The sequence below is a fragment of the Limnohabitans sp. genome (assembly GCF_031539105.1).
In the GTDB taxonomy this organism is placed as follows: Bacteria; Pseudomonadota; Gammaproteobacteria; order Burkholderiales; family Burkholderiaceae_C; genus Limnohabitans.
This window is the reverse complement of the sequence record NZ_JAVKLM010000005.1, coordinates 1-19,973: the sequence shown is the minus strand read 5'-3', so window position 1 is coordinate 19,973 and position 19,973 is coordinate 1. Positions and strand designations below refer to the sequence as shown.

At 55.3% G+C, this 19,973-nt stretch carries 22 protein-coding genes; 16 read left to right on the top strand and 6 right to left on the bottom strand.

Annotation, left to right across the window (positions count from 1 at the left end):
* Nucleotides 1-5 precede the first annotated feature (5 nt).
* Both cyoE and RMR24_RS00695 read left to right on the top strand, forming a co-directional pair.
* Nucleotides 6-893 carry a heme o synthase gene (gene cyoE / locus RMR24_RS00700; protein WP_310613168.1) on the top strand — a complete coding sequence of 296 codons (888 nt, stop codon included), beginning with the start codon at nt 6-8 and terminating at the stop codon, nt 891-893.
* An 8-nt stretch (nt 894-901) separates the two neighbouring features.
* The gene (locus tag RMR24_RS00695; protein WP_310613167.1) at nt 902-1,489 is read left to right on the top strand and encodes an SCO family protein; all 588 of its coding nucleotides are present in this window, start codon (nt 902-904) and stop codon (nt 1,487-1,489) included.
* A gap of 1 nt (nt 1,490) precedes the next feature.
* Here the strand turns inward: RMR24_RS00695 and RMR24_RS00690 are convergent, their stop codons facing one another.
* Entirely contained in the window at nt 1,491-2,399 is a 909-nt protein-coding gene (locus RMR24_RS00690) for a LysR substrate-binding domain-containing protein (protein ID WP_310613166.1), read from the bottom strand.
* A gap of 87 nt (nt 2,400-2,486) precedes the next feature.
* On the opposite strand from RMR24_RS00690, the gene RMR24_RS00685 reads away from it, so the two are divergent.
* The 9 genes from RMR24_RS00685 to RMR24_RS00645 are packed head-to-tail and all read left to right on the top strand — an operon-like array spanning nt 2,487 to nt 13,504.
* Complete coding sequence (locus RMR24_RS00685; RefSeq protein ID WP_405023292.1) at nt 2,487-4,619, top strand: 3-hydroxyacyl-CoA dehydrogenase NAD-binding domain-containing protein; 2,133 nt, start codon at nt 2,487-2,489, stop codon at nt 4,617-4,619.
* 24 nt (nt 4,620-4,643) lie between these two features.
* Entirely contained in the window at nt 4,644-5,831 is a 1,188-nt protein-coding gene (locus tag RMR24_RS00680; protein WP_310613164.1) for an acetyl-CoA C-acyltransferase, read from the top strand.
* Between the two features lie 13 nt (nt 5,832-5,844).
* Complete coding sequence (locus RMR24_RS00675; RefSeq protein ID WP_310613163.1) at nt 5,845-7,032, top strand: acyl-CoA dehydrogenase family protein; 1,188 nt, start codon at nt 5,845-5,847, stop codon at nt 7,030-7,032.
* Between the two features lie 30 nt (nt 7,033-7,062).
* Entirely contained in the window at nt 7,063-8,199 is a 1,137-nt protein-coding gene (locus tag RMR24_RS00670) for an acyl-CoA dehydrogenase family protein (RefSeq protein WP_310613162.1), read from the top strand.
* A 12-nt stretch (nt 8,200-8,211) separates the two neighbouring features.
* The gene (locus RMR24_RS00665; protein WP_310613161.1) at nt 8,212-9,012 is read left to right on the top strand and encodes an oxepin-CoA hydrolase, alternative type; all 801 of its coding nucleotides are present in this window, start codon (nt 8,212-8,214) and stop codon (nt 9,010-9,012) included.
* Nucleotides 9,009-10,247: a CaiB/BaiF CoA-transferase family protein gene (locus RMR24_RS00660; protein WP_310613160.1), complete on the top strand. Its 1,239-nt coding sequence runs from the start codon at nt 9,009-9,011 to the stop codon at nt 10,245-10,247. The genes RMR24_RS00665 and RMR24_RS00660 overlap by 4 nt, the downstream gene beginning before the upstream one ends.
* Before the next feature lie 15 nt (nt 10,248-10,262).
* Entirely contained in the window at nt 10,263-11,267 is a 1,005-nt protein-coding gene (locus tag RMR24_RS00655) for a Bug family tripartite tricarboxylate transporter substrate binding protein (RefSeq protein WP_405023291.1), read from the top strand.
* Between the two features lie 19 nt (nt 11,268-11,286).
* On the top strand, nt 11,287-12,282 hold the full coding sequence (locus RMR24_RS00650; protein ID WP_310613159.1) for a tripartite tricarboxylate transporter substrate binding protein: 996 nt from the start codon (nt 11,287-11,289) through the stop codon (nt 12,280-12,282).
* 40 nt (nt 12,283-12,322) lie between these two features.
* Complete coding sequence (locus RMR24_RS00645) at nt 12,323-13,504, top strand: acyl-CoA dehydrogenase (RefSeq protein WP_310613158.1); 1,182 nt, start codon at nt 12,323-12,325, stop codon at nt 13,502-13,504.
* A gap of 83 nt (nt 13,505-13,587) precedes the next feature.
* Here the strand turns inward: RMR24_RS00645 and rpoH are convergent, their stop codons facing one another.
* On the bottom strand, nt 13,588-14,511 hold the full coding sequence (rpoH, locus tag RMR24_RS00640) for an RNA polymerase sigma factor RpoH (protein WP_310613157.1): 924 nt from the start codon (nt 14,509-14,511) through the stop codon (nt 13,588-13,590).
* 161 nt (nt 14,512-14,672) lie between these two features.
* Between rpoH and RMR24_RS00635 the strand changes: the two genes are divergently transcribed.
* Nucleotides 14,673-14,876 carry a hypothetical protein gene (locus RMR24_RS00635; protein WP_310613156.1) on the top strand — a complete coding sequence of 68 codons (204 nt, stop codon included), beginning with the start codon at nt 14,673-14,675 and terminating at the stop codon, nt 14,874-14,876.
* Between the two features lie 25 nt (nt 14,877-14,901).
* On the opposite strand, the gene ftsY is transcribed toward RMR24_RS00635, so the two are convergent.
* Nucleotides 14,902-15,954 (bottom strand): signal recognition particle-docking protein FtsY, encoded by a 1,053-nt coding sequence (ftsY, locus tag RMR24_RS00630; RefSeq protein ID WP_310613155.1) that lies wholly within the window; start codon nt 15,952-15,954, stop codon nt 14,902-14,904.
* Between the two features lie 30 nt (nt 15,955-15,984).
* Between ftsY and rsmD the strand changes: the two genes are divergently transcribed.
* From rsmD to RMR24_RS00610, 4 genes are read left to right on the top strand one after another with little or no spacing between them, the layout of a single operon-like run.
* Complete coding sequence (rsmD, locus tag RMR24_RS00625; protein ID WP_310613154.1) at nt 15,985-16,608, top strand: 16S rRNA (guanine(966)-N(2))-methyltransferase RsmD; 624 nt, start codon at nt 15,985-15,987, stop codon at nt 16,606-16,608.
* Between the two features lie 35 nt (nt 16,609-16,643).
* The gene (coaD, locus tag RMR24_RS00620) at nt 16,644-17,141 is read left to right on the top strand and encodes a pantetheine-phosphate adenylyltransferase (protein WP_310613153.1); all 498 of its coding nucleotides are present in this window, start codon (nt 16,644-16,646) and stop codon (nt 17,139-17,141) included.
* Entirely contained in the window at nt 17,138-17,827 is a 690-nt protein-coding gene (locus RMR24_RS00615; RefSeq protein ID WP_310613152.1) for a histidine phosphatase family protein, read from the top strand. Before coaD ends, RMR24_RS00615 begins: the two co-directional genes overlap by 4 nt.
* A 26-nt stretch (nt 17,828-17,853) precedes the next feature.
* Nucleotides 17,854-18,108 carry a YfhL family 4Fe-4S dicluster ferredoxin gene (locus tag RMR24_RS00610; RefSeq protein ID WP_108283069.1) on the top strand — a complete coding sequence of 85 codons (255 nt, stop codon included), beginning with the start codon at nt 17,854-17,856 and terminating at the stop codon, nt 18,106-18,108.
* A 32-nt stretch (nt 18,109-18,140) separates the two neighbouring features.
* Here the strand turns inward: RMR24_RS00610 and RMR24_RS00605 are convergent, their stop codons facing one another.
* The 3 genes from RMR24_RS00605 to RMR24_RS00595 all read right to left on the bottom strand — a co-directional run bounded on the left by RMR24_RS00605 (nt 18,141) and on the right by RMR24_RS00595 (nt 19,939).
* A complete protein-coding gene (locus RMR24_RS00605) occupies nt 18,141-18,554 on the bottom strand; it encodes a hypothetical protein (protein ID WP_310613151.1) in 414 nt (137 codons plus the stop codon).
* Nucleotides 18,555-18,576: 22 nt separating this feature from the next.
* The gene (gene pth / locus RMR24_RS00600) at nt 18,577-19,251 is read right to left on the bottom strand and encodes an aminoacyl-tRNA hydrolase (protein ID WP_310613150.1); all 675 of its coding nucleotides are present in this window, start codon (nt 19,249-19,251) and stop codon (nt 18,577-18,579) included.
* A gap of 67 nt (nt 19,252-19,318) precedes the next feature.
* Nucleotides 19,319-19,939 (bottom strand): 50S ribosomal protein L25/general stress protein Ctc, encoded by a 621-nt coding sequence (locus RMR24_RS00595; protein WP_310613149.1) that lies wholly within the window; start codon nt 19,937-19,939, stop codon nt 19,319-19,321.
* Nucleotides 19,940-19,973 lie beyond the last annotated feature (34 nt).

The following is a 19,973-nucleotide window of genomic DNA, read 5'->3' as shown; positions in this document are numbered from 1 at the left end:
GATTTATGAGCCTCGCCATTTCCTTGTTGACACGTTTGCGCCAGTTCAATGCGCTCACCAAGCCGCGCGTGATTCAACTCATTGTGTTTTGTGCCCTCATTGGCATGGTGTTGGCGGTGCCTGGTGTGCCGTCTTGGCCCGAGGTGCAGTTGGCATTGTGGGCGTGTTTGGGTATTTGGTTTGTGGCAGGGGCTGCAGCTGCCTTCAACTGCTTGGTCGAAAAAGGGATTGATTCACGCATGAAGCGCACCGCTTGGCGACCTACGGCCAAGGGCGAGTTGAGTGACTTAGAGACTTTGCTGTTTTCTACGCTGCTGTGCGCCATCGGCTCCGCCATTTTGTATGTGTGGGTGAACCCGCTCACCATGTGGCTGACCTTTGCCACGTTCGTCGGCTATGCGGTGATTTACACCGTGATCCTCAAGCCGCTTACCCCGCAAAACATCGTCATTGGTGGCGCATCCGGTGCCATGCCGCCGGTGCTTGGTTGGGCGGCGATGGCGGGTGAGGTGAGCCCTGAGGCTTTGATCTTGTTCCTCATTATTTTCTTGTGGACGCCGCCACATTTTTGGGCTTTGGCGCTTTACCGTGTGGAAGACTATCGCAAAGCGGGCCTACCTATGTTGCCCGTGACGCATGGCAACGAATTCACTCGCTTGCAAATTTTGCTCTACACCTTTGTGTTGTTTGCCGCGTGTTTGATGCCTTTTATTTATCGCATGAGTGGCTGGCTTTATCTGGTCAGTGCTGTCATTTTGAGTCTTGGTTTTTGCGGCTACGCTTGGGCTTTGTGGCGCAATTACTCGGACGAGTTGTCGCGCAAAACCTTTCGTTTTTCTTTGATCCACCTCAGCCTATTGTTTGCAGCGTTGCTGACTGACCATTACCTGTGATGCGTTTGATGACACGACGTTTTTTGCTCTGTGTACTGGCTGTCTTTGCCGCGGCAGCATGCACCCCTGAATCAGCAAAATTCAATGCCATCGACATCACAGGTGCTGACTATGCCAAGGAATTCACCCTGACCGACCACAACGGCCAAAGCCGCAGCTTGAGCGACTTCAAAGGCAAGGTGGTGGTGGTGTTCTTTGGTTACACGCAATGTCCCGATGTGTGCCCGACCACGATGACCGAGCTGGTGGAAGTCAAGCGTCTGTTAGGTGAGGATGGCGACAAACTTCAAGCTGTGTTTGTGACGGTCGACCCCGCGCGTGATACCACCGAGTTGCTCAAGGCCTACATGACCAACTTCGATCCCACGTTTGTGGCTTTTGTACCTACCGCGGGCGAGCTGCCCGATGTGGCTAAGCATTTCAAGATTTACTACAAAAAGCAAGCAGGCCAAACGCCCACCAGCTACACCATGGACCACTCGGCGGGTAGCTATGTGTATGACACGCAAGGCAATCTGCGCTTGTACAGCCGCTATGGTGCAGGGGTTCAGCCATTGGCCCAGGACATCAAAACCTTGCTCAAAACCACGCCCTGATTCATCGCTGTTGCGAACTGTGCGTGTTGGCTTTGTCGATCAAGAAGTCAATGCACGTTTTGATTGCGCGGGTGCGATGACGCGATGGCAAATACAGCAAGTACATGTTTGTGCCAAAGATACTTAAGCGGTGGTCATCCAAAGTTGTCAGCATTTCGCCACTGGCAATCACGTCGGCCACCATGTAGTCGGGCATCAAGCCAATGCCCAAGCCACCCAGAATGACTTCTTTTAAGAACGGGTAGTGGTCCGAAATGAGGGTCGGCGTCAGCATCACCTCTTGACGCTCTTCCCCTCGATAAGCACGCAATGACAGTTGTCGCCCCACCACGTTGGCCGTGATGATGGGTTGTGTGCGTAGCTGCGACAGCTCGGTGGGCATGCCGTGCTGTTGGGCAAAAGCCTTGGATGCGCAGGCCAAGTAGCGCACGGTGCCCATGTCTTTGGCCACCATCGTTTCGGGGGGCTGAGGCAGCACGCGAATGGCGATGTCCACATCGTCGCGCAAGTTGTCGATGCGGTTTTCAAACACCACATCCAACACCACGCCGGGGTAGCGCTGTTTGAACTCAATCAGCCAAGGCGTCATCACGATATGGCCATAGCCACTGGGCACGCTGATGCCCACGCGACCCTGCAAGCCTTGGCCCAAGTTGGTGACGGTTTCGTGGGCGCTGGCCATTTCATTGCGAATGGCGCGCCCGTGTTCGCACAGCCGCCAGCCCAGCTCGGTGGGTTCCATGCGGCGGCTGGTGCGTCGTATGAGCTCGGCACCTAACGCTTTTTCAAGCTGGCGCAGGTGGTAGCTCACATTGGCGCGGGTCATCTTGAGCTTGCTGGCGGCTTTGCTCAGATTGCCGGCATCGATGATGTCGACCAGCAGGGTCAGGGAGGCGAAATCGACGTTCATAAGTAAAAATTCTTTGACGCAACGTCAATAAAGTTTGAGATTGTCAAGAAATATTATCTGCCAAACAATCGCATCAAAGACAAAACAATGAGGAGCTTCGGTTTGACCACCCCATCTGAAACCACCGTCGTGCGTACAAGCAAAGACGGCGACTTGCTGGTCGTCACGATTGACCATCCCCCAGTCAATGCCCTCAGCGTCGAAGTACGCCGTGGCTTGATGGCGGCGATTGACGAAGCCGAGTCGGATGCCGATGTCAAGGGTGTGCTGTTGTTGGGCGCAGGCCGTGCGTTCATTGCGGGGGCTGATATCCGTGAGTTTGGTCGCCCGCCCATGCCCCCCATCTTGCCCGAGGTGTGCAACCGAATCGAAGCTTGCACCAAGCCTGTGGTGGCTGCCATTCATGGCCCCGCATTGGGCGGAGGCCTTGAGGTGGCCATGGCGGCGCACTACCGTTTGGCTATGCCTGATGCCAAGTTGGGGCTGCCTGAAGTTCAACTGGGTTTGCTGCCAGGCTCTGGCGGCACGCAACGTGCGCCACGTTTGATGGGTGTAGAAGCGGCTGTGAACTTGATGCTCAGTGGCCGACACATGAAAGCCCAAGAAGCTTTTGACTGCAGGTTGGTCGATCAATTGGGTGAAGGCACGGATGTGCTGCAAGCGGGGCTAAGTTTTGCGCGAGCCTTGTTGGCCGAAGGAGCGCCGGTTCGACGCACGCGTGATTTGGATGCGATCAAAGTCGGCTACGACCATCAAATGGAAGTGCTAGCCAAAATACAAACAGATGTTGAAAAGAAATCACGCGGCTTGTTTTCGCCAGTTAAGGTGATTGAGGCGGTGCGTGCTGGTTTGCAACTGCCATTTGACGAAGCACTTGCCAACGAACGCCAATTGTTTATGCAATGCATTGACAGCCCGCAGCGTGCGGGGTTGATCCACGCATTTTTTGCGGAGCGTGAGGTGGTGAAGGTGCCAGAAGTCAAAAGCGTCGCACCGCGCGTCATAACAAGTGTGGGTGTGATCGGCGGCGGCACGATGGGTGCAGGCATTGCGGTGTCGGTGCTCGATGCAGGTTTACCTGTGACCATGATTGAACGCGATGAAGAAGCCTTGGCCAGGGGCCGACACAACGTCGAGAAGATTTACAACGGTTTGCTCGCCAAGGGGCGAATGACCGAGCAAGCCAAAGCACAAGTGATGGCGCGTTTCAGCACCAGTACCCATTACGACGCTTTGGCGCAAACCGACTTGGTGATTGAAGCGGTGTTTGAAGAAATGGCTGTCAAGAAAGCGGTATTCGCAGAACTTGATCGTGTGTGCAAACCCAATGCGGTGCTGGCCACCAATACCTCGTACTTGGACATCAATGAAATCGCCGCCAGTGTGTCGCGACCGCAAGATGTGATTGGCCTGCATTTTTTCTCGCCTGCCAACATCATGAAGTTGCTTGAAATTGTGGTGCCCGAGAAGGTGAGCGCAGATGTGGTGGCCACAGCATTCAGCTTGGCTACGCAACTCAAAAAAGTACCGGTGCGTGCCGGTGTGTGCGATGGTTTCATTGGCAACCGCATCTTGGCGATGTACCGCGCAGCCGTCGATCACATGATGGAGGATGGTTGCTCACCCTACGAGATTGATTCAGCCATGCGCGAGTTTGGTTACCCCATGGGACCCTTCCAAGTGTCAGATTTGGCGGGCGGCGACATCGGTTGGGCCACGCGCAAACGACGCGCAGCCACACGTGACCCCAAGGCACGCTATGTGCAAATTGCAGACCGCATTTGCGAACGCAACTGGTTTGGTCAAAAAACCGGGCGTGGTTATTACCTCTACCCGGAAGGCTCACGCACAGGTGTGCCTGACCCCGAGGTGTTGCAAATCATTGATGCAGAGCGCGTGCGCGCCAACATTCAACCGCGTGCCTTGAAGCCAGAGATGATTGTTCGCAAATACATGGCAGCCATGGTCAACGAGGGCGCGAATGTGGTGCACCAAGGCATTGCCCTGCGCCCCTTGGATGTGGACGTCACGTTTGTGCATGGCTATGGGTTCCCGCGTTATCGCGGTGGCCCGATGAAGTACGCCGACATGGTGGGCTTAGAAAATATCTTGGCTGATATTCAATCGTTTGCCAAGCAAGACCCTTTGTTTTGGCAGCCCTCGCCACTGTTGGTGCAGTTGGTGAAAGACGGCAAAAATTTTGACAGTTTGAACCGTTGATCAGAAGTTACTTGAAGGATTTGTATGCGTGAAGCGGTCATTGTTTCCACGGCTCGTACGCCACTGACGAAGTCGCATCGAGGTGAGTTCAATGCCATCTCGGGTGCCGAGTTGGCCTCTCATGCGGTCAAAGCTGCGGTGCAACGTTCGGGTGTGGACGCTCAGTTGATTGAGGATGTAATTCTGGGCTGTGGTTACCCAGAGGGACGTACAGGCCGCAACGTGGCACGCGCCAGTGTGCTGCGTGCTGGTTTACCTTTGCAAATTGCGGGTGCCACCGTCAGTCGGTTTTGTGCTTCGGGTTTGCAAGCCATTGCGATGGCTGCTGGACGCATTGTGGTGGATGGTGCACCCGTGATGGTGGCCGGTGGCCTAGAGAGCATTTCGGGTTTGCGTCGCGGCCCCGGCACCACGGTGGACGATGGCATTGACCCATGGATGACGCAGCACAAGCCCGACTTGTACTTGCCCATGATTGAGACTGCAGACATTGTGGCCAAGCGCTACAACATCAGCCGAGAAGACCAAGACCGTTTTTCCGTCGAGAGCCAACGCAAAACAGCAGAGGCACAGGCAGCCGGTCGTTACAAAGAAGAAATCATTTCTGTCACCACCACGATGGCTGTGACCGACAAAGACACCAAAGAAGTGTCGTACCAAGAAGTGACGGTCGACCACGACACCAGCAACCGCCCCGGCACAAGCTATGAATCGTTGGCTAAGTTGCAACCCGTGCGTGGTGAAGAGCACTTCATCACCGCGGGCAATGCGTCACAGTTGTCAGACGGTGCATCCGCCTGCGTGATGATGGATGGTAAGTTGGCCTCTCAATTGGGTTTACAGCCCTTGGGCGCATTTCGCGGCATGGCGCTGGCTGGCTGTGAGCCTGATGAGATGGGCATTGGCCCCGTGTTTGCTGTGCCTAAGCTGTTGGCGCGTCATGGCCTGACGGTGGACGACATTGATTTGTGGGAACTCAACGAAGCCTTTGCCTCGCAATCTATTTATTGCCAAAAGACCTTGGGCATTTCAGATGAACGGTTGAATGTGAATGGCGGCGCGATTTCTTTAGGCCATCCGTTTGGCATGACCGGTGCACGTTTGGTGGGACATCTCTTGCTTGAAGGACGACGCCGCAAGGCCAAGTGGGGCGTTGTCACCATGTGCATCGCGGGTGGCATGGGTGCCGCAGGCTTGTTCGAAATATTCTGACCAAGGGACTGACATGGATTTGAACTTTACCCCTCAAGAAGAAGCGTTCCGCGAAGAGGTGCGTGCCTTTTTGGCGCAGAACCTGGCGCCTGAGTTGTCTGCCAAAGTGCAGTCGGGCCAACATTTGACCAAGGCAGAGATGGAAGCTTGGCATGCCAAGCTCCATGCGCACGGCTGGCTGGCCAACCATTGGCCCGAAGAGTGGGGCGGCCCTGGTTGGAGCGCGGTTGAGAAATTTATTTTTGAAAACGAATGTGCCTTGGCGCATGCGCCGCGCATCGTGCCGTTTGGTGTGAGCATGCTCGGGCCGGTGTTGATGAAGTACGGCAGCGAAGCGCAAAAAGCGCATTGGTTGCCACGTATCTTGGATGGCTCGGACTGGTGGTGCCAGGGGTACTCTGAGCCTGGATCGGGTTCTGACTTGGCTTCGGTCAAAACCTCAGCCGTGCGTGATGGCGATCACTACATCGTCAATGGCCAAAAAACTTGGACTACGTTGGGGCAACACGCCAACATGATTTTTTGTCTCGTGCGCACAGACCGCGAAGCCAAGTCGCAATCGGGCATCAGCTTTTTGCTGATCGACATGACGTCACCCGGCATTGAGATACGACCCATCATCACCTTGGACGGTGAGCACGAAGTGAACGAAGTGTTTTTCACAGACGTCAAAGTGCCCGTGACCAACTTGGTGGGCGAGGAAAACAAAGGCTGGACGTATGCCAAGTATTTGCTCACCTATGAGCGCACCAATATTGCAGGTGTTGGCTTCTCAGTCGCGGGCTTAGAAAAGCTGAAGGTGGTGGCAGACCGCGTGCGTTGCAACGGCAAGCCTTTGTCGCAAGACCCTTTGTTTGCGGCACGCATGGCCAAGGTCGAGATTGACCTGGAAAACATGAAGACCACCAACATGCGTGTCATTGCGGCCGTGGCAGGGGGTGGTGCGCCAGGCGCTGAGAGTTCGATGCTCAAGATTCGAGGCACAGAAATTCGACAAGAAATTCTGTCGCTCACCCGTCGCGCCATGGGGCCTTATGCCGCACCTTATTTGCAAGACATGTCTGATGCTGAGCCGCCTTTGGGTGATGAGGCGGCAGCCAAGGCTGCCTCGTCTTATTTCAACAACCGCAAGTTGTCGATCTTTGGTGGTTCGAACGAGATTCAGAAAAACATCATTTCCAAAATGATCTTGGGCCTGTGATGGCTGGCTGTGTGTGAAAGGAATAACCAAATGAATTTTGAACATACCGAAGATCGCCGCATGCTGATGGACAGTCTGAACCGCTTTATTTCAGAGCAATACGGTGCAGACGTTCGCACCCAGATTGCCTATGGTGTTGAAGGGCACAGCACCAAGTTGTACGCACAGTTGGCTGAGTTGGGAACCATCGGCGCTTTGTTCCCAGAGCAGGTGGGCGGCTTTGCTGGCGCAGGCTTTGACATCAGTGTGGTGTTTGAATGCTTGGGCCGAGGCATCGTGCCTGAACCCTTGTTGGGTGCATTGCTGGTGGGCCGTGCCTTGATGTTGGCGGGCAGTGATGCCCAAAAAGACCTGTTGCAGAGTTTGATGGACGGCACAGCCATTGCAGCTTTGGCGCACGATGAGCCAGGCGCGCACCATGAGTTGAGCCATGTAGCCACCACGGCCAAACGTGAGGGCGCACACTGGGTGCTCAATGGCGTGAAGGGCTTAGTGAGCTTTGGCGAAAAGGCGGATTGCTTGCTGGTGTCTGCACGTACCTCAGGGGCGACTGACAGCGACGCAGGCATCAGCTTGTTTCTTGTGTCAGGTCAGGCAGCAGGCATCAAACGTCGATCCTTCAATCGCATGGATGGTGGGCGCGCTTCAGAGTTGGTGTTTGATCAGGTCCAGGTGCCAGCCGATGCACTGCTGGGTGCAGAGGGTGTTGGCTACGCGGTGCTTGAGCGTGTGCGTGGCTACGCTTTACTCGCCTTGTGCGCAGAAGCCTTGGGCGCGATGGACGTGGCCAAAGACCAAACCCTAGAGTACTTGCGCACACGCAAACAGTTTGGTGCACCCATTGGCAGCTTTCAGGCCCTGCAGCACCGCATGGTCGATGTGCTGTTGGAGGTGGAGCAAGCACGCTCTGCGGTTATCAACGCAGCCGCAGCCATTGATGCGGATGATCGTGTGTCGCGAGAAAAAGCGTTGTCGGCAGCGAAGTACAGTATTGGTCGCATTGGCACGCTGGTGGCAGAGGAAAGCATTCAGTTGCACGGCGGCATTGGCATGACTTGGGAATTACCCCTGTCCCACTATGCCAAGCGATTGGTGATGATTGACCATGAGTTTGGCGACGAGGACCATCACTTGGCGCGTTTCATCTCTTTGAGTCAAACGCACTGAGTCAGGAAATCCATGCCGCAAGTTTTAGTGACCCGTCGCGAAGGTGCTGTGTTGGTTTTATCCAATAACAATGTCGCCGCGCGCAACGCCTTGAGCTTTGAGTACTACACCGCCGTGACCGATGCGTTACGTGATGCGGCCATGGATTCGTCCGTTGGTGCCGTTGTACTCACAGGCGAAGGCGGTCACTTCTGCTCAGGCGGTGACTTGCGTCAATTGGCGAAGCGTCGTGAGCTGTCTGAGGCGCATCGTCGCACGCTTCTCGAAGGTTTGCATGATTTGATTCGTGCTGTGCGCGATTGCCCCAAGCCCGTGATTGCCGCTGTTGAGGGGGCGGCAGCAGGTGCCGGGCTTTCGCTGGCAATGGCATGCGACATGTTGGTGGCTGCCAAAGATGCCAAGTTCATCGTGGCCTATGTGAAGGTGGGACTCACGCCTGATGGCGGTGCGACCGCTTTTCTGGCGGAGTTTGTGTCTCGGCAAGTGTTGACTGAGTTGTGTTTGACAGGTGCCCCCCTCAGTGGCGAGCAGATGCACGCCTTGGGTGCTGTCAATCGGTTGGTGGAGTCTGGCCATGCATTGGCAGCGGCCACGGCTCTGGCGACTGACATTTCAAAAGGTCCACACAAGGCAATGAGCCGTATTAAAAACTTATGCCGCCATGCCATGCGCAATTCTTTAGACGATCAACTTGAGCTCGAAGCTCAGTCCATGGTCAAGGCCATGGGAAGTGATGAGTCCTTGGAAGGCATCCACGCTTTTTTGAACAAACGCCCGCCTAACTTCACCCAACTACGTCAGGTCAGCGAATGAGTACCACTTCTTCACATCCAGAACATGATTTGCCTTTGGCAGGAATTCGTGTGCTGGATCTCTCGCGTGTGTTTGCGGGCCCCATGTGCGGCATGGTCTTGGGTGACTTTGGTGCGGAGGTGATCAAGGTCGAGCACCCAGGCCGTGGTGACGACACGCGCGACTGGGGCATTCGCATTGGCAAGACCGAGACGACTTACTACAACAGCATGAACCGCAACAAGCGGTCCATCACGGTGGATCTTCAGTCTGCCGAAGGATTGAAAATCATCCATGACTTGTTGCCTCAGTGTGATGTGGTGATTCACAACTTCAAAACGGGGGGTGCTGAAAAACTCGGCATCGGTTACGAACAGCTCAAAACCATCAAGCCCGATTTGATTTATTGCGCGGTGGCCGGTTACGACACCAGTGGTCCTGAAGCGCGCCGACCCGGCTACGACTTGGTGATTCAAGCCGAAGCTGGCTTGATGGCCCTCAATGGCGATGCCCATATGCCACCTCTGAAATTTGGTGTGGCAGTGGTGGATTTGATGACGGGCATGTACTCAGCGCAAGCCATTCTCGCTGCCTTGCTTCGTCGTGAGCGTCGCGGTCTTGGGCAGCTCATTGAGATGGCTTTGTATGACTGTGGCTTGTCTGTCTCTGGCTACTACGGCTTAGATGCCTTGCATCTTGGACGTGACCCAGAGCGTTATGGCAATGCACATCCTTCGATCGTGCCCTATGGCATGTACGAAGCAGCAGATGGTCCGTTGATCATTGCTGTGGGCAACAACGCACAGTTCGATAAGTTTTGTCGTCAAGTTGTTTTGCGTCCAGACATCGTGGAGAACCCACTGTTCGCCACCAACGTGGAGCGAGCTAAAAACCGCAAAGAGCTCGGACCCATGCTCAAAGCATTGATTCAATCATTCCCGCGTGACGTGTTGCTAGAGCGCCTGACAGCGGCTGGCATTCCCTGCGGCAAAGTAGCTGGTTTGCATGAGGCGCTGACAAGCGAGCGTTCACGCCGTGGCCGCATGGTGCAAGACATGCCGCATCCCTTAGTGGGTACCACGCCCGTGTTTGCACCGCCTTACCGTTTGGATGGTCAACGTTTGCCGATACGTTGCGCGCCTCCCACATTGGGCGAGGGCACACGCGCTGTGCTGCAAGAGCTTTTGGCGATGAGTGACAGTCAACTTGAAGCGTTGCAAGCGGCAGGTGTGCTGACCTTGCCAAATAACGGATGACCCTACTTTTTGGAGATGCCTATGTTTTCTAAACACACGATGCGTTGCATGTTTCGCTGGGTCTTGATGGGTGCTTTGTTCGGTGGACTTGCCATTGGTGTGCAAGCGCAGCAGGGCAGTGCGTCTGATAAAACCATCAAACTGGTCGTGCCATTTCCAGCAGGTGGTCCCACAGACACCGCCTCGCGCATCGTGGGGCAGCGTTTGGCAGAGCGCCTCAAACAAACGGTGTTGGTGGAGAACCGAGCCGGTGCTTCCGGTGCGATTGCCGCCGCACAAGTGGCCAAAAGCGCACCGGACGGCAGCACTCTGATGATGTTGGCCACGCCCACCATGCTGGCGCCGCACTTCAACAAAGCAGCAGGCTACGACACCACCAAAGATTTCATGCCGGTTGCCACCGTGTATGACCTGCCCATCGTCATTGTGGTCAACACCACACTGTTGCCTGATGTGACTGATTTGACCAAGCTCATCGCGCATGCCAAGGCGCAACCCAAACCCATGAACTACACCAGTTCAGGCGTTGGCAGCTTTGGTCACCTGAGCATGGAGTTGCTGCAACAGCTGGCTGGTTTTGAGATGCAGCATGTGCCCTACAAAGGCGGCGTGCCTGCCATCACAGACACGATTGGTGGCGTGGTGCCTGTCATGTATTCAGATTTGGTGGCAGCGTTGCCGCACATCAAGTCAGGCAAGTTGCGAGCCATTGCCATCGGTTCACCCCAGCGTGTCAGCGTGGTGCCCGATGTGAAGACGATTTCTGAGCAAGGCATCAAAGGGTATGACGCTGTGTCTTGGGGAGGCTTGCTTGTTGTCAAAGGCACGCCCAAAGCTGTCGTGGATAAATTGGCCAATGAAATACAAGCCATCTTGTCGGAGAAAGAAGTGCAAGACCGATTACGCGATGCAGGTTGCATTGCCAACTTTGAGGGGCCCGCTCAAATTGGGCAACGCGTTCAGAATGATTACGCCAAGTGGGGGCGGGTGATTCGAGATCGAAGTGTTTCAAACGATTGATAAAAAACAGGAGACAAACATGTTGAACAACAAATCACGCCGCCAAGTGGTGGCCACAGTTGCAGTTGCCTTGATGGCTTTGTGCGCAGGTACGCAAGCACAAGCGCAGGCCTATCCAAATAAGCCCATCAAGCTGATCGTGCCTTATGCACCAGGTGGTGCTACTGACATCATTGCGCGCACGTTGGCAGAAAAACTCTCTGACCGTTTGGGGCAGCCGGTGCTGATTGATAACCGCGCTGGTGCTGGTGGTGTCACTGGGACCGATGCTGCCGCTAAGTCCGCACCTGACGGTTACACATTTTTGGTGACCTTGGGCACTACAGTGCTTATCAATCAGTTCTTGTATGAAAAGCTGCCCTACAACCCAGGCCGCGATTTTTCATTGGTCTCGCAATTGGCCTTGGCCCCAGTCACGTTGTTGGTGAACCCCAACTCGGGCATCAACAGTGCCAGTGATTTGAAGGCGCATATCCAAAAGAACCCAAGTAAGTTGTCTTATGGCTCTTGGGGCATGGGCTCATATGCACACTTGGCGGGCGCTTACCTGAGCCAAAGCATGTCAGCGGACATGGCCCATGCGGCCTACAAAGGCGAAGCCCCCATGTTGCAAGACTTGGTGGGTGGTCAGATCGACTTTGCATTTGCCAGCGCACAAACCGCCAAGCCTTACATTGATGGCGGCAAACTGCGCGCCATCGCTGTGACAGGTGAGCAACGCATGAGCGTGTTGCCCAATGTCCCCACAATGCGTGAACAAGGTTTCAAGGATGACATCTTCCGCGTCACGGGTTGGATTGCCATGGCAGCCCCTGCCAAAACCCCCAATGATGTGATGCAACGTGTGTCTGCTGAAGTGCGTGCCATCGTCGCTTTGCCAGAAACGCAAGATCGCATCAACAAGATGGGCTTCATCCCCGTGGGTAACACGCCCGAGCAGTTCGCTGCTGTGTATAAAAGTGAATTTCCCGTCTGGGAACGCGTGGTGAAGTTGTCTGGCGCTAAGCTGGATTGATAATTCATTTTTCGAAATTTTTGAGTAAAGAAACCATCCAATGAGTGCTGCTAGTTTTTCGTGGGAAGACCCCTTTCAACTTGATTCCCAATTGACGGACGACGAACGTCAGGTCAAAGAAGCCGCGGCTTCTTATTGCCAAGAGCGTTTGGCGCCGCGAGTGCTTGAGGCTTTCCGTCACGAAAAAATGGATGCCACCATTTTTAGGGAGATGGGTGAGCTGGGCCTGTTGGGTGCCACGATTCCTGAGGCCTACGGCGGCGCTGGTTTGAACTACGTGTGCTACGGCCTCGTGGCGCGTGAGGTCGAGCGCGTGGACTCGGGCTACCGCTCGATGATGAGCGTGCAATCGTCTTTGGTCATGTTGCCCATCAACGAGTTTGGCTCTGAAGCGCAAAAGCAAAAGTACTTGCCCAAGCTCGCTACGGGTGAGTGGATTGGTTGCTTTGGTTTGACCGAGCCCAACTATGGTTCAGACCCTGGCAGCATGATCACGCGTGCCAAGAAAGTGGCGGGCGGCTATTCGCTGTCAGGCGCCAAGATGTGGATCACCAACAGTCCCATTGCCGATGTGTTTGTGGTGTGGGCCAAGGACGATGCAGGTGCGATTCGTGGCTTCATTTTGGAAAAAGGCTGGAAGGGCTTGAGTGCTCCCGCCATTCACGGCAAAGTGGGTTTGCGTGCGTCCATCACGGGCGAGATCGTGATGGATGAGGTGTTTGTGCCAGAAGAAAACGCCTTCCCCGATGTGCATGGCCTCAAGGGCCCGTTCACGTGTTTGAACAGTGCGCGTTATGGGATTGCTTGGGGTGCCTTAGGCGCCGCTGAAGATTGTTTTCACCGCTCACGCCAATACGTGATGGATCGCCAACAGTTTGGCCGCCCATTGGCAGCCAATCAGTTGATCCAAAAGAAGCTGGCCGACATGATGACCGAGATCTCTTTGGGCCTGCAAGGCTGCTTGCGCTTGGGCCGCATGAAAGATGAAGGCACTGCCTCTGTGGACATCACCTCCATCCTCAAGCGCAACAGCTGCGGCAAGGCCTTGGATATTGCGCGCATGGCCCGCGACATGATGGGCGGCAACGGTATTTCGGATGAATTTGGTGTGGCCCGCCATTTGGTGAACTTGGAGGTGGTCAACACCTACGAAGGCACGCACGATGTGCACGCGCTCATTCTGGGGCGCGCCATTACGGGAATTGCGGCTTTCAGCAATTAAAAGCCAGTGCTCTAGAGCTAGAGTGTCATGAAAAAGGGCCGCCATGTAAATCATGGCGGCCCTTTGTGTTGGCAGGGTTTGCTCTACGCGTATTGAGCCAATGCAGTTTTCATTTTCTTCATCGCCGCCACTTCGATTTGGCGAATGCGCTCTGCACTCACGCCGTATTCAGCGGCCAAGTCGTGCAGCGTCATGCCGCCCGAGCCGTTGTCTTGCACTTTGAGCCAACGCTCTTCCACGATGCGTCGGCTGCGCTCGTCGAGTACGTTCAACGCGGCAGCAATGCCGTCAGACGCCAACACATCGCGCTGGTGCGCAGCCATCATGGCGGTGGGTTCGTGGTTGGTGTCGGTCAAGTAGGCGATGGGACCAAAGGCCTCGTCGCTGTCTTCGTTGGGGCTAGGGTCTAGCAGCACATCGCCGCCGGACATGCGCATTTCCATCTCCAGCACTTCTTCTGGCTTGACCTTGAGCTTGGTCGCCACCGCCTTCACCTCGTGTGGGTTGAGCGTGTTGCGGTGTGTGGCTTCCAATGCGTCGGACTTGAAGCCTTGCTTCATCGAGCGTAGGTTGAAAAACAGTTTGCGTTGGGCTTTGGTGGTGGCCACTTTGACCATGCGCCAGTTTTTCAGAATGTATTCATGAATCTCTGCCTTAATCCAATGCATGGCGTAGCTCACCAAGCGCACGCCTTGGTCGGGGTCAAAGCGTTTGACCGCTTTCATCAAGCCGATGTTGCCTTCTTGAATCAGGTCGGCGTGGGGCAGGCCGTAGCCCAAGTATTGGCGAGCCACCGACACCACCAAGCGCAGGTGCGAGAGTACCAACTTTCCAGCAGCTTCGAGGTCGTTGTTGTCTTTGAGTTGACGCGCAAATTCCTGCTCTTGCTCAGGTGTGAGCATAGGCAAACGGTTGGCAGCGGTAATGTAAGCATCTAAGTTGCCCAGCGACGGAACCAACGCCCAAGGGTTGGCAATGGCGAGTGGCTGATGAGTCAATGTAGTCATAGTCTGAGTCCTTTCGGATAACTGAAACGTATATTAGCACTCGCACATCGGGAGTGCTAAGCCCATAGTATTTTCAGGGTTAACCCTGCCATTTGCTGCTGGTTGAGTACTGTGTTTTTTAACATATACTGAAAATAATCACAGTATTGAAGGAGACCGTTATGCCACCCATGACCTTGGAGCGAATTGCCGTGCAGTGCTGCAAGAGCTGCGCGCATGTGTTGAATTCGGATTCATCTGAAACCCAGCTGCGTTGTGGCTTGGGCTATTACGTGCAGCCGCCGCTCACACGTAAGCAAGGCCGCATGGATAGCTACCCTGTGTGGAGGCGCATGAGCGTTGTGGGCGCTGGCGCGATAGCTTGAAGGGCGTTTTGAAGCCCTGAGAGGATTAACCCAAAAGCGCGTCGGCAAATTCTTGGGCGCTGAAGGTTTCAAGGTCTTCCACGGCTTCGCCCACCCCAATGAAATAAACAGGCACAGCTGAGCCGCCGGCTGCCGCGCGGCTTTGGCCCCACAGCGCAATGGCAGCCAGAACGCCGCCTTTGGCCGTGCCGTCTAGTTTGGTGACGATGAGGCCTGTCAAACCCAGTGTTTCATCAAAGGCCTTTACTTGCGCAAGGGCGTTTTGGCCGGTGTTGCCGTCAATCACCAGCAGTATTTCGTGGGGGCCTGTGGGCTCAGCCTTTTGCACCACGCGCTTGATTTTCTTCAGCTCTTCCATCAGATGCAGCTGCGTGGGCAGACGCCCTGCGGTGTCGACCAGCACCACGTCTTTGCCACGTGCACGGCCTGCGGTCACAGCGTCAAAGCTCACAGACGCGGGATCTCCGCCTTCTTGGCTGACGATTTCTACGGTGTTGCGTGTGGCCCAAACCGCCAGCTGTTCACGTGCGGCAGCGCGGAAGGTGTCGGCAGCAGCCAGCAGCACCGAGGCGCCGCTGTCGCTCAAGTGGCGTGTGAGTTTGCCAATGGACGTGGTTTTGCCTGCGCCGTTCACGCCCGCCACCATGATGATGGTGGGCTTGTGCGCACCGATGGTGAGTGGTTTTTCCAAAGGCTTGAGCAGCTCGGCAATCGATGCTGCCAGCAAAGCTTTGACGGCTGAGGGCTCGGTGTTGGCGGTGTCTTTGACGCGTTGCTTCAAGTCTTTGAGCAAATATTCGGTGGCTTGCACGCCGGCATCGGCCATGAGCAGGGCAGTTTCAAGTTCTTCGTATAGGTCGTCATCAATCTTGGTGCCCGTGAACACAGTGCTGATGCTTTGGCCTGTGCGGCGCAGGCCTTGGCCTAAGCGGGCCATCCAGCTGGCGCGTGGACGTTCGGCTGGCATCTGCGGAGGTGCCACTTCAGTTGGTGCAGTATTCGCGGGGTCCGTTGTGTTGCTGCTCTTTGCGTCGGCAGCAGTCTGATCAGCGATTTTTTTCTTGAAGAAGCTAAACATGTGTGGGGGTTTCTAGAATCAGACCATTCTATGAAAACCCGCACACCAAAATCTTTCAACACCCCACCCGCCAAACCCGTCGTTGAGAAGCGACACAAAGGGGCAGGCGAGGTGCGCATTATTGGCGGCGAATGGCGCCGCACCAAACTGCCCGTGGCCTTAAAGCCCGGCCTGCGCCCTACGCCCGACCGCGTGCGCGAAACCTTGTTCAACTGGCTCGGTCAGTCGCTTGTAGGCTGGCGCTGTGTGGACCCGTTCGCGGGCACAGGCGCTTTGGGTTTTGAGGCCGCCTCACGCGGTGCGGCCCATGTTCAGGTGTGTGAGCTTGATCCCACCTTGGTGGCACAGCTCAGCACCCAAGTCACCCGCCTTAAGGCCACCAATGTGCATGTGCTGCGCACCGATGGCGTGGCGTGCTTGAGGCAGCTCAGCGAATCAAGCGTGGACTTGATCTTCATCGATCCACCTTTTGATGGTGCGTTGTTTGATCCCTCGCTGCAAGCAGCAGGCAAGGCTGTGAAGGCCGATGGCTATGTGTACCTCGAAGCACCTGTGGCGTGGACAGACGAACAGCTAGCGCCCATGGGCCTAAGCTTGCATCGCCACCTCAAAGCAGGCGCGGTGTACGCGCATTTGTTGCGCCGAATTGCATAATCAGTTTTGATTTCTAGAACCAAGTAGGAGCGTTCATGTCCAAGCAAGTTGTTGCCATTTATCCCGGCACTTTTGACCCCATCAGCTTGGGTCATGAGGACATCGTGTTGCGTGCTGCGGCCATGTTTGACAAAGTTATTTTGGCGGTGGCTACGGCACACCACAAGAAAACGCTCTTCACTTTGGACGAGCGCATGGACATGGCGCGTGAAGCGATGGCTGTACACCCCCAAGTGGAAGTGGTGCCATTTACCGGCCTGGCCCGCGACTTTGTGCGTATCCACCACGCCAGCGTGATGGTGCGAGGTGTCCGCACCGTGACTGACTTTGACTACGAGTTTCAACTCGCTGGCATGAACCGCGAACTGATGCCCGAGGTGGAAACCGTGTTCCTCACGCCAAGCGCGAAATACCAATTCATCTCCAGCACCTTTGTGCGTGAAATTTCTCTGTTGGGTACGGGCGACGATGGTCAGAACTTAGTGTCAGCAGGCGTGTACAAGAGTTTGCTCGCCAAGCGTGCGGCGAAGTGACAGACTTTCTCCTCATCCGCCACGGTGAAACCGCGTGGAACCGCGAGCTGAGGTTTCAGGGACAGCTTGACGTACCTTTGAATGACATGGGCTTTGAACAAGCCCAGCGTTTGAAAATCCGCATCGCGCAAGCCTTGGCTGAATGGCAAGTGCAGGATCGTGTACCCACCCGAATCATCAGCAGTGACTTGTTACGCGCCCAACAAACTGCACAACCTGTTGCTGAAGTCTTGGGTCACACCTGCATCATCAACGCGGGCCTGCGTGAGCAGTGCTACGGCATGTTTGAAGGCATGTGCAGCCCCGACATTCAAGCCCAACACCCTGAGGCATGGCAGCGTTGGTTGGCCTTTGATGCCGATGCGGCGGTGGAGGGGGCTGAGACCACGCGAGCCTTTCATGACCGCGTGATTGCTACGCTGCAAGACCTTGCGCACAAATACGTAGGCGAGCATGTGGTGGTGGTCACACATGGTGGTGTGCTGGACATGGTGTGGCGTCATGCGCAAGCCTTGTCGCTCAGTGGCCCACGTGAGTGTGACATTCCCAATGCGGGCCTCAATCAAGTGGCCTGGCGCGATGGGGGGCTACACATTCAAATGTGGGCAGATGCCAAGCATTTGGTCGATTTGCCAGAGCAGCCGGTATATAGCCAAAAGCGGTTATTGCAAGCGCGAGATAATTAAGCTTTTAGCCTGTTGACGGATTTTTTATGGCCTTGATGATCACCGACGAATGCATCAACTGCGATGTGTGTGAGCCCGAGTGCCCGAATGAGGCCATTTTCTTAGGGCCAGAGATTTACGAAATTAACCCCGATAAATGCACCGAGTGCGTGGGCCATTTCGACGAACCCCAATGCGTGCAGGTCTGTCCCGTGGCCTGTATTCCCGTGAACCCAGAACGGGTGGAAGGGCGTGATGCTCTGTTGGCCAAGTTTCGGCTGTTGCAGCAGAGCGCGCAGTAATACAAGTTTGGGCCATGCGGTGCATTGCGCTGCTATTGGCCCGATGTAGAGGCAGCAGGCACCGCTTTGGCGGTGCTTTTCTTTTTAGGGGCTGCATTCGGGTCTACCGCCGTGAAGTAGGGGCTGTTTGGTTTGCGAGCGTATTTGCCTTTGCGCTTGCTTGTGAGCTGCGCGTCATAGGGTGCGCTGCTAGGGGGTGGGCTAGGTGTGTTGAGCCTCATAGGTGCTGCTTGAGCAGCTTGGCGCTCAGCTTGCAATCTTTGCTTTTCTAAGGCTTGAGCTTCGCTCAAGTCACGGCTGGTGTTCGCTTGTCCAGTGGTGTGCAGCACTGAGGAGGGTTTGACTTCTGTGGCCGCAGCGTCGCCACATCGACTGGATGTGCTGTATGTTTCGCCACAGCGATACACCGTGTCCGCCCAGGCTGCGTGGGTCAATAGGACTGCCATACCAAGCATGGCAGTCAACAACTTAGTTGCTTTCAGTCCCTTTGGCTTGTTTTTTCTCAGCATCTGCATCCCCTGTCTTCTCAGTGCCAGGCAGCGTTGCCGGCCGAGGTGGTTTGGGCCGGGGCGGCTTGGCGGTGTGGATCATTTGCGTAGCTTTCACCATGTCGCCCGCAAGCAAGTGCGGCAAGGCCAAGCTGGTACGTGTGATGCAGTCTTCAATGACGCTGCGTTGATCGGGGGCTGGTTTTTTCAGTACCCAATTCGCAACTTCTGACTTCACACCAGGGTGGCCAATGCCAATGCGCAGTCGCCAGTACTGGTCTGTGCCAAGTTGTGCGTGTATGTCGCGCAAGCCATTGTGGCCAGCATGGCTGCCGCCCAGTTTGAGTTTGGCTTCGCCAGGTGTGATGTCCAACTCGTCATGTACCACCAAAATTTCTTGCGGCTGGATTTTGAAGAAGCGTGCCAATGCACCTACCGACTTGCCCGAGAGGTTCATGAAAGTTTGGGGCTCTAGCAGCCACACGTTCTCGCCTTTGACCGAGGTGCGTGCCACCAAGCCGTGGTACGCGCGGTCTGGTTGCAGCGACACCTTGAGGTCACGTGCAGCGGTGTCTATCCACCAAAAGCCCGCGTTGTGCCGCGTGGCTTCGTATTCAGTGCCGGGGTTGCCCAGGCCAACGAGAAGCTTGATCATGTGGGGATTATTCCAAAAGCAAAACGGCCCACCGAGGTGGGCCGTTCAAAACAATCTCTAAACGAGATTACTTCTTCTTTTTGTTGTCGCCAGCAGCAGCGGCGGCTTCTTGAGGTGTAGGTGCCTCAGCTTTCGTTGCCACAACAGCCACCAACACGGGGTTAGACGTGCCAGGAGCCACAACAGTCACGCCTGCGGGCAGGGTGATGTCTTTGGCGTGCAAAGAGTGACCTTTGGTCAAGTTGCTCAAGTCCACAGCGATGAACTCTGGCAAATCTTTTGGCATGCAAGAGATTTCCAATTCAGTGGCAATGTGGTTGATCAAACATTGGTCAACTTTGACAGCTGGAGAGTTTTCTTCGCCAGAGTAGTGCAAAGGCACTTTTTTCTTCATCTTGGTGTTGGCATCGATGCGTTGGAAGTCGATGTGCAAGACGAGTTGCTTGAAGGGGTGGTATTGCACGTTGCGCAACAACACTTCGGTTGTTTTGCCAGCGTGTTCCATCTGCAAGACAGAAGCGTGGAACGCTTCTTTCTTCAAGGCGTGCCACAAAGCGTTGTGATCTAGTTCGATCAACGCGGGTTCAGCGGTGCCACCATAGACGATGCCAGGTGTACGGCCAGTGATACGCAGACGGCGGCTCGCACCCGTTCCCTGCTTAGCGCGCTCAAAAGCGACAAATTTCATAATTAACTCCAGTAAGAACCCACCGCGACCAGTG

Bases quoted from the DNA above. Each gene is read 5' to 3' on its own strand.
- cyoE (WP_310613168.1), top strand. From the start codon at position 6: ATGAGCCTCGCCATTTCCTTGTTGACACGTTTGCGCCAGTTCAATGCG.
- RMR24_RS00695 (WP_310613167.1), top strand. From the start codon at position 902: ATGACACGACGTTTTTTGCTCTGTGTACTGGCTGTCTTTGCCGCGGCA.
- RMR24_RS00690 (WP_310613166.1), bottom strand. From the start codon at position 2,399: ATGAACGTCGATTTCGCCTCCCTGACCCTGCTGGTCGACATCATCGAT.
- RMR24_RS00685 (WP_405023292.1), top strand. From the start codon at position 2,487: ATGAGGAGCTTCGGTTTGACCACCCCATCTGAAACCACCGTCGTGCGT.
- RMR24_RS00680 (WP_310613164.1), top strand. From the start codon at position 4,644: ATGCGTGAAGCGGTCATTGTTTCCACGGCTCGTACGCCACTGACGAAG.
- RMR24_RS00675 (WP_310613163.1), top strand. From the start codon at position 5,845: ATGGATTTGAACTTTACCCCTCAAGAAGAAGCGTTCCGCGAAGAGGTG.
- RMR24_RS00670 (WP_310613162.1), top strand. From the start codon at position 7,063: ATGAATTTTGAACATACCGAAGATCGCCGCATGCTGATGGACAGTCTG.
- RMR24_RS00665 (WP_310613161.1), top strand. From the start codon at position 8,212: ATGCCGCAAGTTTTAGTGACCCGTCGCGAAGGTGCTGTGTTGGTTTTA.
- RMR24_RS00660 (WP_310613160.1), top strand. From the start codon at position 9,009: ATGAGTACCACTTCTTCACATCCAGAACATGATTTGCCTTTGGCAGGA.
- RMR24_RS00655 (WP_405023291.1), top strand. From the start codon at position 10,263: ATGCCTATGTTTTCTAAACACACGATGCGTTGCATGTTTCGCTGGGTC.
- RMR24_RS00650 (WP_310613159.1), top strand. From the start codon at position 11,287: ATGTTGAACAACAAATCACGCCGCCAAGTGGTGGCCACAGTTGCAGTT.
- RMR24_RS00645 (WP_310613158.1), top strand. From the start codon at position 12,323: ATGAGTGCTGCTAGTTTTTCGTGGGAAGACCCCTTTCAACTTGATTCC.
- rpoH (WP_310613157.1), bottom strand. From the start codon at position 14,511: ATGACTACATTGACTCATCAGCCACTCGCCATTGCCAACCCTTGGGCG.
- RMR24_RS00635 (WP_310613156.1), top strand. From the start codon at position 14,673: ATGCCACCCATGACCTTGGAGCGAATTGCCGTGCAGTGCTGCAAGAGC.
- ftsY (WP_310613155.1), bottom strand. From the start codon at position 15,954: ATGTTTAGCTTCTTCAAGAAAAAAATCGCTGATCAGACTGCTGCCGAC.
- rsmD (WP_310613154.1), top strand. From the start codon at position 15,985: ATGAAAACCCGCACACCAAAATCTTTCAACACCCCACCCGCCAAACCC.
- coaD (WP_310613153.1), top strand. From the start codon at position 16,644: ATGTCCAAGCAAGTTGTTGCCATTTATCCCGGCACTTTTGACCCCATC.
- RMR24_RS00610 (WP_108283069.1), top strand. From the start codon at position 17,854: ATGGCCTTGATGATCACCGACGAATGCATCAACTGCGATGTGTGTGAG.
- RMR24_RS00605 (WP_310613151.1), bottom strand. From the start codon at position 18,554: ATGGCAGTCCTATTGACCCACGCAGCCTGGGCGGACACGGTGTATCGC.
- pth (WP_310613150.1), bottom strand. From the start codon at position 19,251: ATGATCAAGCTTCTCGTTGGCCTGGGCAACCCCGGCACTGAATACGAA.
- RMR24_RS00595 (WP_310613149.1), bottom strand. From the start codon at position 19,939: ATGAAATTTGTCGCTTTTGAGCGCGCTAAGCAGGGAACGGGTGCGAGC.